Genomic DNA, 18,399 nt, shown 5'->3' on the forward strand with positions numbered 1-18,399 from the left:
CAGCAGAAAGCAGAAGTGTAATATTGAAAATTCTTTTTCTTCCTTTATTTATTTTTCTGGTGGATCAGGCTGCTAAAATATCAGTCCGTGGTTTGCATTTACCCTGGTTAGGTATAAATTATAGTGGATTGAACCCGGGTCAAACTAAACCAGTGATAAAAGATGTTTTTCATATTACACTCATTGAAAATCCTGGAATCGCTTTCGGGATTGATCCGGGTGAGCCATTGCGTGATGTAATATTGGTCATCACAATCCTCACCTGTATCGGCTTCTTCGCATACCTGGTATTTGTGAAAAATCCGGATTGGAAAGTACAGGTTTCCGTTGCACTTATTCTTGGTGGTGCAGCAGGAAATTTATTCGATAGAATATTCTACGGAATTTTCTATGGCTACGCACCATTGTTCCAGGGAAATGTAGTTGACTTTCTGGATATAAAATTCTTCAGGATTTTTATCTTTGATAATATACACGGCAATTATGTTTTCAACTTTGCAGACATCTGTATTTTATCAGGAGTTGTCCTGCTCATTTTTGTCATATTAACCAGGAAGAGTCATAAACCACAGGAATTAATTCCAAATCTTGTTGAAGATGGAGAAGAAAAAGTTTGAGAGTATTATATCTTACATTTGCTGTTATTTTTTTTGATCAGCTTTCTAAATTTTATGTAAAGGGAATTTCCATTCCTTCTCTAAACATTAATTTTGAAGGAATGTATTTTGGCGAATCTATTTCAGTGATTGGAGATTTTTTCAGGATAACTTTCACCGAAAATCCCGGAATGGCATTTGGTTTTGACCCCGGTTCCGATTTTAAATTGTTCATTTCAGTTTTTTCATTGGTTGCAAGTGTTGCTTTGCTGATTTATCTATATTCCATTCGAAAAAAATCACTCAGTCTTAAAATTGCAATTGCGCTTATACTTGGCGGTGCAGTTGGAAATGTTATTGACCGGATGTTTTATGGAATGATTTACGATTATGCACCGTTGTTCTACGGAAAAGTGGTTGACTTTTTTGATTTTGATTTCTTCAACTTCTCTATTTTTGGACGCAGTTATGACCGCTGGCCAATCTTCAATATCGCTGATGCTGCGGTTTCAATAGGAGTTTTAATTCTTCTGGTTTTTTATAAACATCATGAAGAAGAAGACAAAAAACTTAGAGAGCCTTCCGGTAGTGTTAACGCTGAAATGAATACTGGCATTGATGTTTCAGATAAAGAGTTATCACCAAAAAATATGAATGGTAATTTGCAAGATGACGAAGCTGATAAAGGAAAAGAAATATCGCTTTGAAATTCCTGAGGGAAAAAAGAAAGAAAGAATAGATGTCTTTCTTGCAAACTCAATTGAAAATGCAACCCGTTCTAAAGTTCAAAAACTGATTGATGCAAATCTTGTAACAGTCAACGGAATTATTGTCAAATCAAATTACCAGATTAAACCATTTGATATAATCGAAGCAGTTCATCCGATAACTCCCCGTCCCGAAGAAACCGAACCCGAAGATATTCCACTTAACATAGTTTATGAAGATGACTATTTACTCGTCATAAATAAATCTGCGGGAATGGTTGCTCATCCTGCTTATGCAAATTACACCGGAACATTGGTAAACGCACTTCTTCATCATACAAAAAAACTTAGTGGTTTAAATGATCCGGGCAGGCCTGGAATAATTCATCGGCTGGATAAAGATACAAGCGGACTTTTAGTTGTTGCCAAAGATGATTTCACTCACGCAAAAATTGCTGAACAATTCAGCAAACGAACTGTTGATCGTGAATATCATGCAATATGCTGGGGAAAATTTAAAGAGAAGAAAGGCGAAATTAATTTTAATATTGTACGGAGTAAAAAAGACAGGAAAAAATTTTCGGTAAGTGAGAATGAAGGAAGGACAGCTTTAACTTTATACGAAGTTATCGAAGAGTTTGAATTTACATCCTATCTGAAAATAAATCTTAAAACAGGAAGAACTCATCAAATCAGAGTTCATTTATCAGGAATTGGTAAACCGGTTTTTGGCGACCCGACTTACGGAGGACGACAGGTTGTGTATGGTTCCGAACTTCCAAAGATCAAAGCAAGAGTTCATAATCTTTTAGAAATAATACCTCGGCAAGCATTGCACGCAAAAACTATTGGCTTTTATCATCCGGTGAAAAAAGAAAAAATGTTTTTTGATTCCGAACTTCCGGATGATATGAAATTGCTGATAAAAAATTTATAATTCATTTAATAAAGATATTGACTTTGTGAGATCTGTTCGTTAAGTTCTGATTGAAATTAATTCAGGGTAGAAAACCGATGAACTTTTTTTTAGAAATAAGTTCTTCAAAGTTGGCACGATATTTAACTCTCTCTCTCTCTCTCTCTCTCTCTCGGTGGAGCGAGAAAGATGGTGAATTTATTTTCACCAATCCAGATTATTCTGTATGAAACTTTCAAAGTTCTCATACAATCATTCAATCAACCATCCATTCATTTCTTATTCTTCCCTTCTGGTTTTACATAGCTTGAAAAAAATCATCAGTTATTGCTATCCGGCAATTGACGGAGAAGCAATCTCTAACAGTGTTTTCTTTCCCTATTTATTATGTAACAAAGGAATAAAGAGATGCGTTTGAAAATAGTTTTTTGTCTGTTGTTTTTAGTTAGTAGTGTTTCTCTTGCACAAGAGTATAAACCTTATAACACATTTAACAAAGAAGCTGAGTTACAAAGGTTTGTTGCACAAGGCGGCAAGGTTGAAGAAATTTCTCCGAATATTTACAGGCTAACAAACATAATTGGAGAAAGCAGGACTTTTTATCTTGGCAGCAAAGAAGATGTTAACGGAAGTATGGAGTATGTTGACACAACCATCTTAAACATTTGGGAAATTGATACAATAAAGTTTAACAATATGTTTAGATTCTGGCAGAAAGTTGAGGTTGCAAACTCTTGGTGGACATCATTACCAACAGCAGATTTAAACAATAATAATCGACCTGAGTTATACGGTTATACAGATATAATTTACCCTAACTTGATAGGACCGGTAAAAATATTTGAGCGAAATTTGAATGGTAATTATGAAAATATATTCTCATACGATTTTAATACTTCTAAAGTAGATGGAATTACTGATATAAATAGAGATGGTATAAAAGAAATGATCATTTTATCAATAATAGATGAAGACTCTACTTTATACTATCACCCTATTTTTAAAAGTGATACGGTCAACTCATTACCTTCAACATTTGATCTCTTCTTAAATATTGATAGCTTGGATTTTCCATTTGACCTTTACCAAATATACAATATGGTTTTTGGAGATTGGAATAACAATGGTAAAACCGAGTGTGCTTTTACTACTATAGGTACATGGGATACTACAATGTGTATGATAGCTGAATACAATGACAGCATCAATAATTTTGAAAAGACATTTCAATTCTCGTCCATTTATGAAAGCGATTTATCTGGCTTTGCCATTAATGATTTTGATCAGGACGAAAAAACAGAACTAGTCATTAGTTCAGGTCCCGGAAATGTATTTGTAATTGAGAACATTAGCGAGAATCAATATTCGATTATCAATCAATTTCCATTCCCCATTCACAATACTTATATGCAAACAGTCACAAACGATATTGACGAAAACGGAAAACCAGAATTCTGGATTGGAGGACAGGATTACGTGAATGGAATAACTGTATTCCAGTGTTATGAGTTTGATGGAGACAATAATTATCAAGTAGTTGCATATATAGAACTAAGGTATCTCGTATCATTGTTTAATGAATACATTCAGGCAGTAGATATAGATGATGACAAGAAGGAAGAATTAATAATATCAATCGGTAATGTTATTCTGATTTTAAAGTTTGGAGGTTTTCCAAACAATCATCAATATAAACTTTGGTATGCAAAGCTCGGAGAATCAACGCAGCCCGGCGCTCAATTCTATCCTGTTTCTATTGCAGATCTTGATGGTGACAGTAAGAAGGATTTGTTAATTCCAATGGAGAAATACACTTCCTGGATAACTTATGCCTTTAGTTACATCCTACGAAGCGATGGTACATCAAGCATAGAATTTTCTGAATCTAATAAATTCTTTTTAGAAGAGTACATAAAAAGTTATCCGGTTCCTTTCAATTCTTATTCATCAATCAGATTTGCTATCTCAGATGAAAGTCTAGTCAAGATCAAAGTTTATAGTGCATTAGGGAAAGAAATAAAAACACTGTTAGAAGAACAACTTTCTCCTGGGGAATATGATATTCACTGGGAAGCAAAAGACAAATATGGTAAGCCGCTTACAAGCGGAATTTACTTTATTAGTCTCCAGACAAAAAATGTCGTTAAGACAATTAAAACAATACTTTTAAAATAAGGAGATAGAAAAATGTTTAATAAAATTAAATCCTTTTCTGTGGGGAAATGCATTTTATTCCTTTTTATATTGTGTTTTTCGTCAGTCATTATTGCACAAACCTCGAACTGGACAAACGTTAAAGAGACAAACATAAATGTTGCTAATGCAAATCCTGCTGGTGTTGATATTTTCACCAACAGGTACGGCAATCATATAATAGTACAGGAAAGTAATATTTTGAAATACTACCAGATGGATGTAAATGGTTATTCAAATCCAACATTATTTCCAAGAACAATTGAAAGTTCCGCAGTTGTTTCTCCAAGTATTTCCGGAGATGATAATAACATTTACATTGTTTACGGCGTTGGAAGTCAAATAAGAATTAAAAGAAGTATAAACGGTGGTTTAACATGGAGTTTGTGGACAACTTTAGATTTATTAACGCCCGTTCCCGTTTTGGGTTTGGAATCAGTTATTTCAAGTGGAAAAATTCACATTACTTATCTTGAATCAGGGATAGTTAGATATAAATACCGCAGCTTAACAGAGGGAGGTTGGTCGCCAGCAAAGGAAGTTTCCAACGGGGAAACTGGTAACGTACCTAGAATAACTGCATATAAGAGTGATCAAATGAATCATGTTTATTTTATGTATAGTAAATTTAATGGGGTTGATCTTGATTGCAAATGGAGAAGATATAATGTTAATAATGATAATTGGGACACACAACTTTATGCAGCACCTATTTCAAATGACTATATTGATAACTTTGTAGGTATTAGAGCAGATAATTCGAATGTTGTTATTTATTATCAATGGCATGAGACTAATCCTTCTTGGCAATATTATTTTAGGTGGGCAATAATGGACTTAAATAATAATTGGATAGACTATGGTTATGCAGATTTAAGTACTGAAAACTACAGAATGTACTCAACTCAAACTGTCGATAATAAAACTCATACTGCATTATATTTTGAAACACTCGGCGAAGAATACTCAGATATAGGTTTATGGAGATCATATATGGCAGATCCTGTATATCCCACAGAACAATTCTATGAATATCAATTACCTCAAATTGATGTGATAAAGCATTTGAATTTGTCTTCAGCTGGTAATGAGGTGCACGTAATCTGGAAAGATCCATATGGTAGTAATGGAGGAAATAATCTCAGATATAAATATGATGATCAAGTACCACTAGCACCAACAGGATTAGCAGTTAATCCATATCAGTATGGAAACAGGATTTGTGCAAAACTAACCTGGCAATTAAATAACGAACCTGATGTATTTGTAAAGACATACAATGCTTATCAAGTTGAACGCAGAATAAAGTTTCTGGATAATCCCTGGGGACCTTGGACAGTTGTTTATTCACCTGGCGGTAGTATATCTCAGTTCATAGATTCAGAAGTTCAAGGTGCTGGTTCCGGAGAGAGTTATTTTGCTGAATACAGAATGAGAGCTTTAGATAATAACAATCATTATTCAGCTTATTCCTCGACTGTAATGATCGAATTTTTGAAATTCATACATAACTCTCCTGGGAATAGTGGTTCGAATGCAACAAACAAAATTAACAACTCTGGTTCTGCAGAGTTAAGTTACAACTATGAGCTTAGCCAGAACTATCCCAATCCTTTCAACCCAACAACAACAATAAGTTACTCTATACAAAATGCAGGAGAAGTGTCGCTGAAAGTATATGATATGCTCGGAACAGAAGTAGCTTCATTGGTTAATGAAAATCAAGAAGCAGGAAATTATTCTCTTACTTTCAACGCAGCAGAACTTCCAAGCCGATCAGGCTCGGCATTAACAAGTGGAATTTATTTCTACACATTAACTTCAGGAAACTTTATGGAGACGAAGAAATTAATTTTGCTCAAATAATCTTATTAAAAATGAAGCCAGTTAATCTGGCTTCATTTTGTAACAACCACTTTTCAACTTTGTTACAAATCAATCATTAAAATCTTTTCCTATTTCGTTATATTTTAAAGCAAATTAATTCTTTATTACTACTTTAATGCTAAAACTTTACAACACACTCACAAAGCAAGTTGAGGAATTCATTCCATTGAATCCACCGAATGTTGGAATGTACATTTGCGGACCAACCGTTTATGATTATTTCCATATTGGGAATGCACGTACGTTTATTATGGCTGACATTATAAGAAGATATCTCGAGTATAAAGGTTATAATGTAAAATTCATTATGAACCTGACTGACATCGATGATAAGATCATTAAAAAATCTATCGAGGAAAAAATCCCTGCAAGTGAAGTGGCAAAAAAATATTCAAATGCTTTTTTTGAGGATATAAAAAGGTTAAAGATTAAACCGGCTACCTTCTATCCGAAAGCAACAGATAATATTGATGAAATATTAAGAATGATAAAAGCGTTGGTTGATAGCGATACAGCTTATAATGTTGATGGAAATGTTTTTTACAACGTTTCATCATTTAAGAGTTACGGAAAATTAAGTGGTAAAATGATTGACGAGCTTGAAGCTGGTGCCAGAGTGGAAGTGATGGAAGAAAAACAGAATCCTCTCGATTTTGCATTGTGGAAAAAATCAAAAGAAGGCGAACCTTTCTGGCAAAGTGAATGGGGAAATGGTCGCCCTGGCTGGCATATAGAATGTTCTGCAATGAGCTGCAAACATCTTGGTGAAACATTTGACATTCACGCCGGTGGAAACGATCTGATATTTCCTCATCACGAAAATGAAATTGCACAGAGCGAAGCAGCAAACAAAAAAACTTTTGTTAAATACTGGATGCATTTTGGATTTCTGAATATAAATAAAGAAAAAATGTCAAAATCACTTGGCAACTTTTTCACCGCAAGAGAAGTGCTTGAAAAATACTCTGCTGAAGCAATCAGATTATTTTTTGCGCAGGCTCATTACAGGGGTCCTGTTGATTTTTCTTCTGAACTGCTTGATGCTTCCGAAAAGGGGTTAGAAAAATTTAAAAATCTTCAGATAGCAATTGACTCAGCATTGAAAAAAAATAAAACGGGCGGATTAAATCCGGATTTTAATTTCAATGCTTTCGAAAAACGTTTTTCTGAAGCAATGGATGAGGATTTTAATTCACCACAGGCAGTTGCTGTCATTTTTGATTTTGTAAAAGAAGTAAACCGGGTTATAGCCGAGAAAGAAAATCTTTCAAATATTTTTTATCTTTCTGTAAAAGAATTTTTAGAAAAAACAGCTCAGGATGTATTAGGTATTATGTCATTTGAGGAAAGAGAATTAAAACAGGATTCGCAATTGGAAAATGAATTGATAAAGTTATTAATTGAAATTAGATTAAAAGCAAAACTTGAAAAAAACTTTCAGCTTGCTGATGAGATAAGAAAAAAATTAGAGTTGCTTGGAATTACTCTAAAGGATACAAAAGAAGGAACCGACTTTTTTAAGAAGTAATTGTTACGCAATAATATCTACTGTAGGAGAACGTGATGCAAAAAGAAAAAGGAGCGCAGGTGGCAGTACTCTGTATTGAGGACGATAGCGCAAATCGTGAAATTGTCAATATGTACTTAAAAGATCATTTTGATATTCATTCCGCATCTGATTCAACAGAAGCGCTTCAAAAAATCAAACAAAAAAAATTTGAAGTTATTTTACTTGACATTAATCTTTGCCAGGGTCTTAATGGATTTGAATTAGCGAAGCGATTAAGAAAAGATCAACTTTATGCTAATACTCCGATTATTGCTGTAACTGCACATGCGTATCGGGAAGCAGAAATTCAAATAATGGATTGCGGCTGTTCAGATTTTATCTCAAAACCATTTACTAAAAAAGCGCTTATTGATAAAATAAATAAAGCACTCAAACGGTGATTATTGATTATCAAATAAATTTCCTCTGCACAAAATCTGGTTTGGGTCAAGATTTAGTTTTATCCTGAACATTTGATTTATAACATCCGTTCCATACATCTCAGAAAGCAACGCCTTTTTATTTTTACCAACACCATGTTCAGCAGAAAATGTTCCTCCGGATTTGATAGCAGAGATACACATCTTCTGGTATAGTGCTTTCGCTTTTTCAAATTCGTCGGAGTTTTTTGGTAGTATGTTTAAATGAATATGAGAATTTCCGAAGTGCCCATAAATAACATAATCAAATCCTGTTGATTCAACATCCGATTTCAATTTATAATAAAACTTTTTTAGCTCATTATCAGGCACAGCGAAATCAGTCCCCAGCTTTTGCAAATTTCTGGACGAAATAAAATCATTTACTTTTGCCGAGATTCTATGGCGGAACTCAACAAAATGCAATTTGTCTTTTTCATTCATTGCTATCCAGGAATTTTCCAGGTTTCCGGAATGTTTTTCTATCAGACTCATCCATTCTTCAGTGATTTTATCTTGGGAATGTTCGTCTGTTTCCTGTTCAAACCAAACGGCAGAATTTGCCTCCACTGGAATATTCGGGTAATCTGCGCTTAAAAAATTCAGTGAGTTATTGTCAAAATATTCTAATGATAAAGCGTTAATACCAAAATCAGATTTGTTTTTTCTTGATTTGTATGATTCATCTCTTGCCTGTTCAACAAAGTTTAAACCATCTTCTTCAGAATTAAAAAAGATAACCGATGACAAAATCATTTCGGGTGCAGTAAGTAATTTTAATTTTATTTTAGTTATAACTCCAAGTGTTCCTTCAGAACCGATAAAGAGGTCAATTGCATCCATATCTTTCCTGCAGAAATATCCCGCATTATTTTTTGTGATGAGAATTTTTGCGGGAGGTATTCTTAAATTTATTTTTCTTCCGCTTGATAATGTTAATGATAAGTCATAATTATCAGCGAAGATATGACCTCTTTCAAGAATCAATTGATCACCGGTTGGCAGAATTATCTCAAGACCAAGCACAAAATTTCTTGTCGTTCCATATTTAAAAGTTTTTGAACCTGATGCATTAGTGGCGACAGTTCCACCAAGAAAACAGTTTAATTCTGTTGGATCTGGCGGATAATACAAATTCAACGGTTTAATAATTTGCAAAAAATCAGAAAGAAGAACTCCGGGTTCAACCACTGCATATTTTTTTTCTTCATTGATCTCAAGAATATCATTCAGCTTTTCTGTTGAAAGAACAATCCCTCCATCAGGAACACAACCACCGGACAATCCGGTTCGATTTCCACAGACAGTAACCTTAATTTTATCGTCATTTGCTTTTTTCAAAATCGTCACAACGTCGTCAGAACTTTCAGGATAAACAACTGCTTCACAAAAGCCTTTTGTATTTGATGCGTCTTTAAGATAGTCCTGTATTTCGTTTTGTTCTGTTTTTGTAATCATTGATTCAGGTTTTCGTAAAGTGAAAACTCAACTGAACGGATTTCAGTTAATAATTTACCGAGATATTTATCAGAAATAATATTCCCATTTTCCAAATCTAATTTATAATTATGCTCTAAAATCCTAAATAATTTTTTAACTCCCGGAGAAATCTCCATCATCGGGAAAGCTTTATCACGCAGGTAGTGTGCTAGTTTAAGTGTTTCGAAAGCGTCAAATAAATTTTTCCTCTGATAATTCAATTGTTTAGTTGATTTGCTGTTTTCAAGAATATTTGTCCAGTCTCGAATAAAATTTCTATTAGTTAGAAAATTGAATAGTTCAGGATGAATCTTTTTAGTTTCCGAAATTAATGACTCAATATTTAAAGATAAATCCGAGTAGAATAATTCAAGCCAATTTTTAAGAATTAAATATATGTCCGGATCATAGACTTGAATATTTTTTTCCCCTGATGAAATCTCCATCATAGTTCTGCCAGTACCAAAAGGAACCCGCCAGGATTCTCTTGCAGAAGGTCTGACTCTTGTAGTAAGAATCCGTTCAACACGGAAATGCTTTGCAAGCTTTTGCTGGAAATAAAAGTCCTCGGCAGCTTTTTTAGTATTCATTCCGCCAGCAGTAATATAAGCTTTGTGATCACATATTAGAGTTGAACCAACTGTATGAAAAGCAAAAGGTGATTTAGCGAAAAGAAGTCCGGTCACATAATGCCTCAAAAAAATTTCGTAGGCAATTATTCCTGAACTGTTAATTTTACTTTCAGAAAAGTTATGTTCGAACTCAATATTTGCAACGGAAGTAGAATTCACAGTGAAATAATTAATTATTTCACTGATATAATTTGTGTCAACAATGCAATCGGCATCAAGCGAGATAATTATTTTTTTACCGGGGATAGAGTAATCAAAAGTTGTTAACGCTAAATCCATTCCGACTTTTCGAGCAAAACCAACGCCGCTTAACTTCTCGTTAAACTCACAACCTTCCGAACAAGCGTCAATTAATCCAATCCTTAAACCGGATTTTATAATTTCACTTTGTAAGTGATTAGAAGAATCGCCGGTATTTAGCTGTCTTAAAAACTTAATTGTATTCTGATTATTAAGTTTTACATCAATGTCAGATGTAACTGAGTTATTGATTACAAAAATCAGCAGAGTTTTCTTAAGAGAGTCCGTATCATTTTTTGAAAGTGATTGAATAAGAGTTTTGAGATTCTCAAATTCACAAATTGCAGGAACAACTATCGCAGCCTCTATTCCGGAAACAGAATCCCATTCAAGCTGCCAATCCCGGTAGGATTTTTTTTCGAGGTAATTGAAAACATCATTTGGCAAAACTTTATTCATCGAACAATTTAGAGAGAACAAATTTTTTTATTTCATCGTAATGCTCAGGATGAAACCAGTTAATTTCTACACCTTCACGTTCCATTTTTCTGAACCACGTCATTTGTTTCTTGGCAAAAGTATGTATTGCGCTGTTTAGTTTCTGGTACATGTCATTATAGCTGAGTTTCCCGGAAACATGCTGCGAAATAAATCTGTACTCCAGACCAAAATAGTTTAGTTTATCCGGAGTGATTCCTTTTTGAAGAAGAGATTCAACTTCTTCAATCATTCCTCCTGATAGTCTGGATTTTAAACGTTCAGTTATCCGGCTTTTTATTTCTTCGCGATTCAATTTGATTCCAATGTTCAATGAGTTCAAACTAATTTTTCTCTCATTTGCGTTTTCTCCTGAATGTCCGATTATAATAGCTTTTACAAGCCGTTCTCTTGAATTCAGATCTGTAACATTGTGCAGCCTTGGATTTAACATTCTTAATAATTCCCTTAGTTCAGACAAAGTTAACTTTTCTAAATTATCCGATTCGAAATCAGTTAGTTCGGGAAAACTGTATGATTGAATTACTGCTGATAAATATAATCCGGTTCCACCCACCAATATTGGTATCTTATTATTATTTCTGATTGCATCGTATGCAGCAGTAAAATCTTTTAAGAAACGAAAAACATTATATTCATCGGCTGGTTCGGCAATATCAATTAAATGATAATCCACATTATTTTTTTTGAACTCGATCAGATCTTTTCCTGTACCAATATTCATATCCCGGTACACCTGACGTGAGTCCGCCGAAATAATTTCTCCATTTATACTGGCAGCAAGTTTTGCTGCTATACTGGTTTTACCAGATGCGGTTGGACCTAAAATACAGACTAAATCGAAAGGCATAAAATTGATAATTCACAGGGAAATAATTTCAATCGCTCAATTAGCAACTGGAATCAGTACTCGGAAAGTTGATCCAACTCCCTTAATGCTTTCAACTTCAATATTTCCTGAATGTGCATTAATAATTTTTTTAGCAAGAAGCAGATGAACATCATCGTCTTTTATTTTTTCTTTGTAGTAAAAGTAATCCAGTATTTCACCGTCAGGAAACACGATAATACCTTTACCTTCATTTTGGATTGACAATAAAATTTTATCTGCAGAGAGTTCAGTGCTGAAGTAAATTTTCCCGGCATCTCGGCAATCGGCGACGCAAGCCTTTATTAACTGAAAAATTGCTGTATAAAGTTTAGCACGATCAATTTCTACAACAGCACCATCACCGATTTTTTTAAAAAGTTTAACTTCCTGAGTTTCACAATATTCAGAGAGCAGTTCAAGAACATCATCAATGAATTCGTTAAAATGAACTTTGCTGGTTTCGAGGGAAATTTCGTCCAATAAAACTTTCAACATACTATCGGTAAGATCAATAACCGAAGCTGCTTGTTTTTGAAGCATCCTGACAATATCATCAGTATCAGGCGGAAGATTTTTTGAACTTAAAATTTTTGTGTAGCTATCGATAATTTCTACCGGGATATGTATCTCCTTAGTGATAACATCTCTCAGCTTTTTTCCTGAATTTAATTTTTCTTTATTCAGTAATGATTCCAGGGTTTTTGTACGGCTGATAGCCGTTTCAAGCTGTTTGCTTATCATAGTCAAATAGGAGACTTCATCATCAGTATATTTTTTGTTGTCTCTTGCAGCCTGAATAACTGCAACAGTTTCACCAACATCACTTAAAACAGGGAAGTAGAGAATTCTTTTCATTCTTGCCGGGCCCGGGTAATCAATCTTTGAATTGAATCTGCTGTCTTCAGAAGGTCTGTCAAAATTAATTGGAGATTTCCGAAGTGCACAAGCACCTGTTAACCCATCTGTTATCTCAAAATACTCAGTTTTACTTTTTCCTTCCTGAGTAATAATCCGGTGCATTGATGATTTTTTCTCCTCAACAAAAATCAGATCAGCACTTTCTGAACTCAAAAGATCCCGAATTGATCGCTTGGAGTTCTTTATTAAGTCGATAATATTAATTCCACTGAAAATTCTATTTAGAGCAAGAAATATTTTTCTTACTATCTCTCTGTTAATGCCAGATTCTACCGGTAGTGTTTTTACCTCATCATTTGATTTGAAAGTAAAAGTCCTGTTCTCAGTTTCTTTCAAATCTGAATTGCTTGTTTGCTCGTCAATTTCGGGAACAACTTCTTCATTCTCAGTGGTAAATGAATCGGAAATATCTGAATCATCCTGAATTGCTAATTCGCTCAGTTCCTCCAATGCCTGTTCAAGTTCAAGGTTATCTTCAATGGTAAATTCATCTTCCTGCTCAATTGATTTTTCCATTAGATCCAGGTCAGGCAGTAGTTGCTGAGTTTGTACTGGTGGTGGTTCTTTCTCAGATTTTTTTTCTTCATCCGATTTATTTCCATTTGCGAAAGCTTTAAAACTTATTGGTTTATCTCTTTCGGCAATATTAAACTTTCTTTCAGCATCCAGAGAAGGTTCCGGCAGTTTAAATTCTCCAAACTTTCTGAAATTATCTTCAACAGATGGGCTCTTTTTGAAGATACTATACAGTATGGGTTTTTCAATCTTATAGTATAATAATCGGGTGAAAGCCATTGCTGTTGAGATGCGCTTTGTGTCATCATTAATCTCTTTTTCACCAAAGAAATCATTTAATATTTTATTTGAGATGTAACTGTGAGATGGAAATTTAACTCTTGCTTCACCTTTGACAATCAGATAGAGTGAGTTACTCTGATCACCGGTTCTGTAAATAATTTCACCTTCCCGTGCTTCTTTTAATTCTTTCTGATCAAAAAAGGTATTTAGTACGGATTCCTTTACACCTGTAAAAAGTTTGTTAGTTCGGATATCCCGTGTTGTCCTGGTAATTGGCATATTTTAAAAAGTGAATATCAATTTTTTAATTAGAGATAAAATTAGTTATCCTGCTATAAATGTGCAATGATTTAAGATTACATTGACACCTAAGCTGAGTTTAATATCCATAATTTCATTAGTTTTGAATCCTAAATTACTCAAAAACATCATACAAATGGACGAAAAAAAACTCATTGAAAATGCACAAGCCGGCGATAAACAAGCAATGGCAGAGTTGATAAAAAAGTATGAACAGACTATTTATAATTTTGCCTTCAAGATTTGCCGGAATAAAGATTATGCGGAACAGATAATGCAGGAAACTTTTTACAGTATGGTTAAATCGCTTCATCAGTTTGATCATAACTCAAAGCTTTCAACATGGCTTTACCGTATTGTTGCTAACCACTGCCTTATGATGGCACGGAAAGCAAAAAGTCGTCAGTTTGTTTCTCTCGATGATGAGGAAAATTTATTCGAAGACAAATATGCTGCTGATTGGAGCTCGATTCCATATAAGGATACTGAGAATAAAGAATTAAAAAAAATTCTTGATACAGCAATACAGAATTTATCACCTGACTATCGGCTTGTATTTTTACTTCGAGATGTTGAAGGACTCTCCACTGAAGAGACAGCAAAAGTTACTGAGCTATCTATAGCGGCAGTCAAATCCAGGCTTCACAGAGCGAGAGCATTTTTAAGAAAGGAAATTAACGAGGCATTCAGCAGATGAAAAAAACAAAAATAACTTGTAAAGAGGTAATGAAACACGTTTGCGAAAGTTTGGGTGAAAACCTGAATGACGAAAAATGTGCTGAAGTTAAAAATCATCTTGAGAATTGTCCAAATTGCAAAGAATATTTTAAATCTGTTGAAATTACAATTGAATGTTATAGAAAATATAATGTTCAGTTGCCTGAAGAAGCTCACGGTCGTTTAATGAAAATGCTTGGCCTGGAGGAATAACTAATGCCTGTTTTTGAATACAAATGTTCAGTCTGTGAAAATAAATTCGAATACTTTCATAAATCTGCAACTATACAAGCAGAAGTTTGTTGTCCTATTTGCAATTCAAATAAAAACCAAAAACTGTTTTCATCATTCAACTCAAGTATGAAGAACGAATCAAAATTTTCATCAGCAGATTGTACTAATGGAAACTGCAGTCTTCCCGCTGTAAATTGTTCATCGGGTATGTGTAATTTAAATTAATTCTTCTTCCTGTGCTGATGATTTTGTGATATTGCACACTCAGCGAATTCTAAACAGTAGGCATCGTTTGCTGATCGTTAAAAATCGTGTTAATATTGCATATAATTTATCAGTTTTTATTAACTATCAGATTGTAATCAAACATAAACGAAACTTGGTGTAATATTCGATAATTCTTTACTGCTTCCTCATAACAAATTTTCTTTTGATCAACATATTCTGCTGACAATCTGTTTTCACTTATTGAGTAGTCACCTCAGAATCATACAGCAGTGAAGAATGAATATACCCCCGCTAAGTTTGACTTGTTGTAAGTATGATTACTTACTTCTCGTAAAGATTATAAACTGACAAATATAAAATAACCGAATTTTTTTCAGCTTTGTATGAATGTTAAACAGGAGCATCTTATGAAAATATTCACACAGATTTTACTTTCAATTCTGATGATCTCCAACCAGATCATTTTTGCAGGAACAACCGGACGACTGGCTGGTCGTGTAGTTGATGACACCGGAGAACCTCTTCCTTTTGTTAATGTTGTTATCATGGGAACTACTCTTGGTGCGGCAACAGATATTGATGGATATTATTCTATCATCAACGTACCGCCGGGAACTTATGAAGTAAAAGCTTCGGCAATAGGTTACAACAGTGTTACTTACCAGGATGTTAAAATTTCAATTGATCTGACAACCACAATTGATTTTCAACTTTCCGAAGCATCGGTTGAGTTAGGTGAAGAAGTAGTTGTAATTGCAACCAAGCCACTTGTAAAAATGGATCTGACAGCAAGCACTTCTATAGTTGGAGATGACGTTATTTCTCAATTACCGGTTGCTGAAATTCAGGATGTGCTTAAACTTCAGGCTGGCGTCGTTATTTCCGGAGGAAACATACATATCAGAGGTGGAAGATCTAACCAGGTCGCTTACCAGATTGATGGTGTGCCTGTCACTGATGTTTATGATGGAAGTAGTGTTATTAATGTAAACCAGAATTCAGTTCAGGAATTACAGGTGATCAGTGGTGCATTCAATGCTGAATATGGTCAGGCACAATCTGGTGTTGTGAATCTTGTTACAAAAGATGGGAGTAATGACTTCAATGCTAATATTCAGATGTACAGCGGCGATTATGTTTCTGATAAAACAGATGTTTTTACTAATGTGGATGATTTAAATCCCGTTGGTATAAGAAATATTGAAGGCAGTCTTAGTGGACCAATCCTTCCAGGATGAACTCTTCTTTTATCTTAATGGAAGATATTATTATAACACCGGCTATCTGTATGGTCAAAGAGTATATTTAATAAGTGACCGGGCATTTGAAAATCCTATTACTCAGCAATTTGAAGTTCAGTCTAATGGTGATGGTGAATTTGTTTCAATGAACGAAAGTGAAACGATTTACGGTCAGGGAAAATTAACGTACCGGCTTTTTGAAGGAGTTAAACTAAGTTACAATTATCTGCTCGAACATCGGGATTATCAGGATTATGATCACTTCAATAAGCTCACACCAGATAATAATCTCTTGCGATTTAATAAATCTTATACAAATATTTTTACTATTAATCATGCTGTGGAATCGAACAGCTTTTACACTTTGAATTTGAGTTATGCCTTCAGAGATTACAGACAGTATTTGTTTGAAGAAATTTACACCGGTAATTCTGCCAAACCTACAAACTATGAAGATAATTCTACCGTTGTAACACCCCCATACAGCTTTGGAGTCGGAGGTACGAATAATAATCGTTTCGTAAGAAATACGGGGACGTACGGAGCTAAGTTGGATTGGACAACACAGCTTAATCAGGAAATTAATTTACAGTTTGGCGGAGATTACCGAAGAAATCAAATTTACCTTGAGAATATAAATCTTGTTCCGATGCTTGATGTAAACGGTCAGAAAGTCAATCCATATAATGTTGAAATTCCTGCAATCGCATCAACTGATTATGATACCTACGATCATAAACCAGACGAAATTTCCGGTTATGTACAATCGAAATTCGAAGCATTTAACCTGATTTTCAATCTCGGATTAAGAGTTGACTACTTCCAGCCGGATGGGGTTATTTTGAATGACCCAACCGATCCGAATATTTACAATCCGCTGAAACCAAATAACAGATTCAATGATGCAAATGGAAACGGAGTTCAGGATCCTGGTGAAGCAACAAAAACTTTGGCAGAGAGAGAAAGTTATTGGTATAGTGATGCTTCTGCCAAAACTCAGGTCAGTCCGCGTGTTGGTTTAGCTTTTCCGATTTCAGCAAATGGTGTAGTTCATTTTTCATACGGACATTTCTTACAGCTTCCGCGTTATGAATACCTTTATCAGAATCCAAGATTCAAGCTCGGCGTAAACTCGGGTAATGCTGGTTTGTTTGGCAATACTGACCTTGAACCGCAGCAGACCGTTAAAGGTGAAATCGGATTGCAGCAGCAGATAGGTGATGACATGTCAGTTGATGCAACTGTTTTCTTTGAAGATTTCCGTGATCTCACCGGAACTCAGACGCAGGATGTGGTTGTATTTGGCGGTGCACAGACTTATAGTCAATATATAAATTCAGATTTTGGATATGCGAGAGGATTTGTCGTAAAGTTTACAAAAAGATTTACAGGTGGTTTTGCTGCGTACTTAGATTATACATTCTCAGATACAAAAGGAAATGCTTCTGATCCGGCTGATTCAAGAAATGCTGCGCTTGGTGGTGCATTACCTGAAACATTCATTGCACCGCTTAACTGGGACCAGACGCACACACTTAATGTTTCTTTGGCATATTCAAAATCAAATGATTGGGGATTTTCTCTGATAGGTAATTTCTTTTCAGGTCAGCCGTACACACCTTCGGTTAATAAAAATACAAGAGTTACACAAAATGCTTTCCCGAGAAACAGCTCTGATAAACCTACAATCGTAAATGTTGATTTAAGAGTTTATAAAGATTTCGAAATTACAACAGGGACTCTATTATCCGTTTTCCTGAGAGTATTTAACTTGTTAGACTTTGACAACCCGGTTAATATTTATACAGACACAGGTGATCCATTCTTTACATTTGCAAAACTTGAAGCTGAAAAAATTAATCCAGTTATGTATAATAATACACTTGATGAACTTTACACTAATCCCACTTACTTCTCCGAGCCGAGAAGAGTTGAACTCGGATTAGGTTTAAACTTTTAATTTTTAGTGAAGGTAA

Annotated in this window: 16 protein-coding genes; 12 read left to right on the forward strand and 4 right to left on the reverse strand. The window is 34.6% G+C overall.

All coding sequences use genetic code 11. From position 1 onward, the window contains the following. Nucleotides 1–23 precede the first annotated feature (23 nt). The 7 genes from HND39_08190 to HND39_08220 all read left to right on the forward strand — a co-directional run bounded on the left by HND39_08190 (nt 24) and on the right by HND39_08220 (nt 8,249). Nucleotides 24–617, forward strand: coding sequence for a signal peptidase II (locus HND39_08190; GenBank protein ID QKJ96262.1), 594 nt, complete (start codon nt 24–26; stop codon nt 615–617). Then, nucleotides 614–1,303 (forward strand): signal peptidase II, encoded by a 690-nt coding sequence (lspA, locus tag HND39_08195; protein QKJ96263.1) that lies wholly within the window; start codon nt 614–616, stop codon nt 1,301–1,303. The genes HND39_08190 and lspA overlap by 4 nt, the downstream gene beginning before the upstream one ends. Further along, complete coding sequence (locus HND39_08200; GenBank protein ID QKJ96264.1) at nt 1,266–2,240, forward strand: RluA family pseudouridine synthase; 975 nt, start codon at nt 1,266–1,268, stop codon at nt 2,238–2,240. Before lspA ends, HND39_08200 begins: the two co-directional genes overlap by 38 nt. A gap of 387 nt (nt 2,241–2,627) precedes the next feature. Beyond that, nucleotides 2,628–4,394 (forward strand): T9SS type A sorting domain-containing protein, encoded by a 1,767-nt coding sequence (locus HND39_08205; protein QKJ96265.1) that lies wholly within the window; start codon nt 2,628–2,630, stop codon nt 4,392–4,394. Between the two features lie 1,449 nt (nt 4,395–5,843). Then, complete coding sequence (locus HND39_08210; protein QKJ97936.1) at nt 5,844–6,278, forward strand: T9SS type A sorting domain-containing protein; 435 nt, start codon at nt 5,844–5,846, stop codon at nt 6,276–6,278. A gap of 136 nt (nt 6,279–6,414) precedes the next feature. Further along, nucleotides 6,415–7,827 (forward strand): cysteine--tRNA ligase, encoded by a 1,413-nt coding sequence (locus HND39_08215; GenBank protein ID QKJ96266.1) that lies wholly within the window; start codon nt 6,415–6,417, stop codon nt 7,825–7,827. Between the two features lie 35 nt (nt 7,828–7,862). Continuing rightward, nucleotides 7,863–8,249, forward strand: coding sequence for a response regulator (locus HND39_08220; protein ID QKJ96267.1), 387 nt, complete (start codon nt 7,863–7,865; stop codon nt 8,247–8,249). Here the strand turns inward: HND39_08220 and HND39_08225 are convergent, their stop codons facing one another. From HND39_08225 to HND39_08240, 4 genes are read right to left on the reverse strand one after another with little or no spacing between them, the layout of a single operon-like run. After that, nucleotides 8,250–9,725 carry an FAD-binding oxidoreductase gene (locus HND39_08225; GenBank protein QKJ96268.1) on the reverse strand — a complete coding sequence of 492 codons (1,476 nt, stop codon included), beginning with the start codon at nt 9,723–9,725 and terminating at the stop codon, nt 8,250–8,252. Next, nucleotides 9,722–11,077 (reverse strand): hypothetical protein, encoded by a 1,356-nt coding sequence (locus HND39_08230; protein ID QKJ96269.1) that lies wholly within the window; start codon nt 11,075–11,077, stop codon nt 9,722–9,724. The genes HND39_08225 and HND39_08230 overlap by 4 nt, the downstream gene beginning before the upstream one ends. Continuing rightward, the gene (gene miaA, locus HND39_08235; GenBank protein ID QKJ96270.1) at nt 11,070–11,966 is read right to left on the reverse strand and encodes a tRNA (adenosine(37)-N6)-dimethylallyltransferase MiaA; all 897 of its coding nucleotides are present in this window, start codon (nt 11,964–11,966) and stop codon (nt 11,070–11,072) included. Before miaA ends, HND39_08230 begins: the two co-directional genes overlap by 8 nt. Before the next feature lie 36 nt (nt 11,967–12,002). Continuing rightward, nucleotides 12,003–13,982 carry a cyclic nucleotide-binding domain-containing protein gene (locus tag HND39_08240; GenBank protein ID QKJ96271.1) on the reverse strand — a complete coding sequence of 660 codons (1,980 nt, stop codon included), beginning with the start codon at nt 13,980–13,982 and terminating at the stop codon, nt 12,003–12,005. A gap of 157 nt (nt 13,983–14,139) precedes the next feature. Between HND39_08240 and HND39_08245 the strand changes: the two genes are divergently transcribed. The 5 genes from HND39_08245 to HND39_08265 all read left to right on the forward strand — a co-directional run bounded on the left by HND39_08245 (nt 14,140) and on the right by HND39_08265 (nt 18,383). Continuing rightward, complete coding sequence (locus tag HND39_08245; GenBank protein ID QKJ96272.1) at nt 14,140–14,700, forward strand: sigma-70 family RNA polymerase sigma factor; 561 nt, start codon at nt 14,140–14,142, stop codon at nt 14,698–14,700. Then, nucleotides 14,697–14,933, forward strand: a complete 237-nt coding sequence (locus HND39_08250) for a hypothetical protein (GenBank protein ID QKJ96273.1) — start codon at nt 14,697–14,699, stop codon at nt 14,931–14,933. Before HND39_08245 ends, HND39_08250 begins: the two co-directional genes overlap by 4 nt. A gap of 3 nt (nt 14,934–14,936) precedes the next feature. Continuing rightward, complete coding sequence (locus HND39_08255; GenBank protein ID QKJ96274.1) at nt 14,937–15,179, forward strand: hypothetical protein; 243 nt, start codon at nt 14,937–14,939, stop codon at nt 15,177–15,179. A gap of 410 nt (nt 15,180–15,589) precedes the next feature. Next, on the forward strand, nt 15,590–16,420 hold the full coding sequence (locus tag HND39_08260; GenBank protein ID QKJ96275.1) for a TonB-dependent receptor plug domain-containing protein: 831 nt from the start codon (nt 15,590–15,592) through the stop codon (nt 16,418–16,420). Beyond that, nucleotides 16,398–18,383, forward strand: a complete 1,986-nt coding sequence (locus tag HND39_08265; GenBank protein QKJ96276.1) for a hypothetical protein — start codon at nt 16,398–16,400, stop codon at nt 18,381–18,383. Before HND39_08260 ends, HND39_08265 begins: the two co-directional genes overlap by 23 nt. Nucleotides 18,384–18,399 lie beyond the last annotated feature (16 nt).

The sequence above is a fragment of the Ignavibacteriota bacterium genome (assembly GCA_013285405.1).
Taxonomy (GTDB): Bacteria; Bacteroidota; Ignavibacteria; order Ignavibacteriales; family Ignavibacteriaceae; genus IGN2.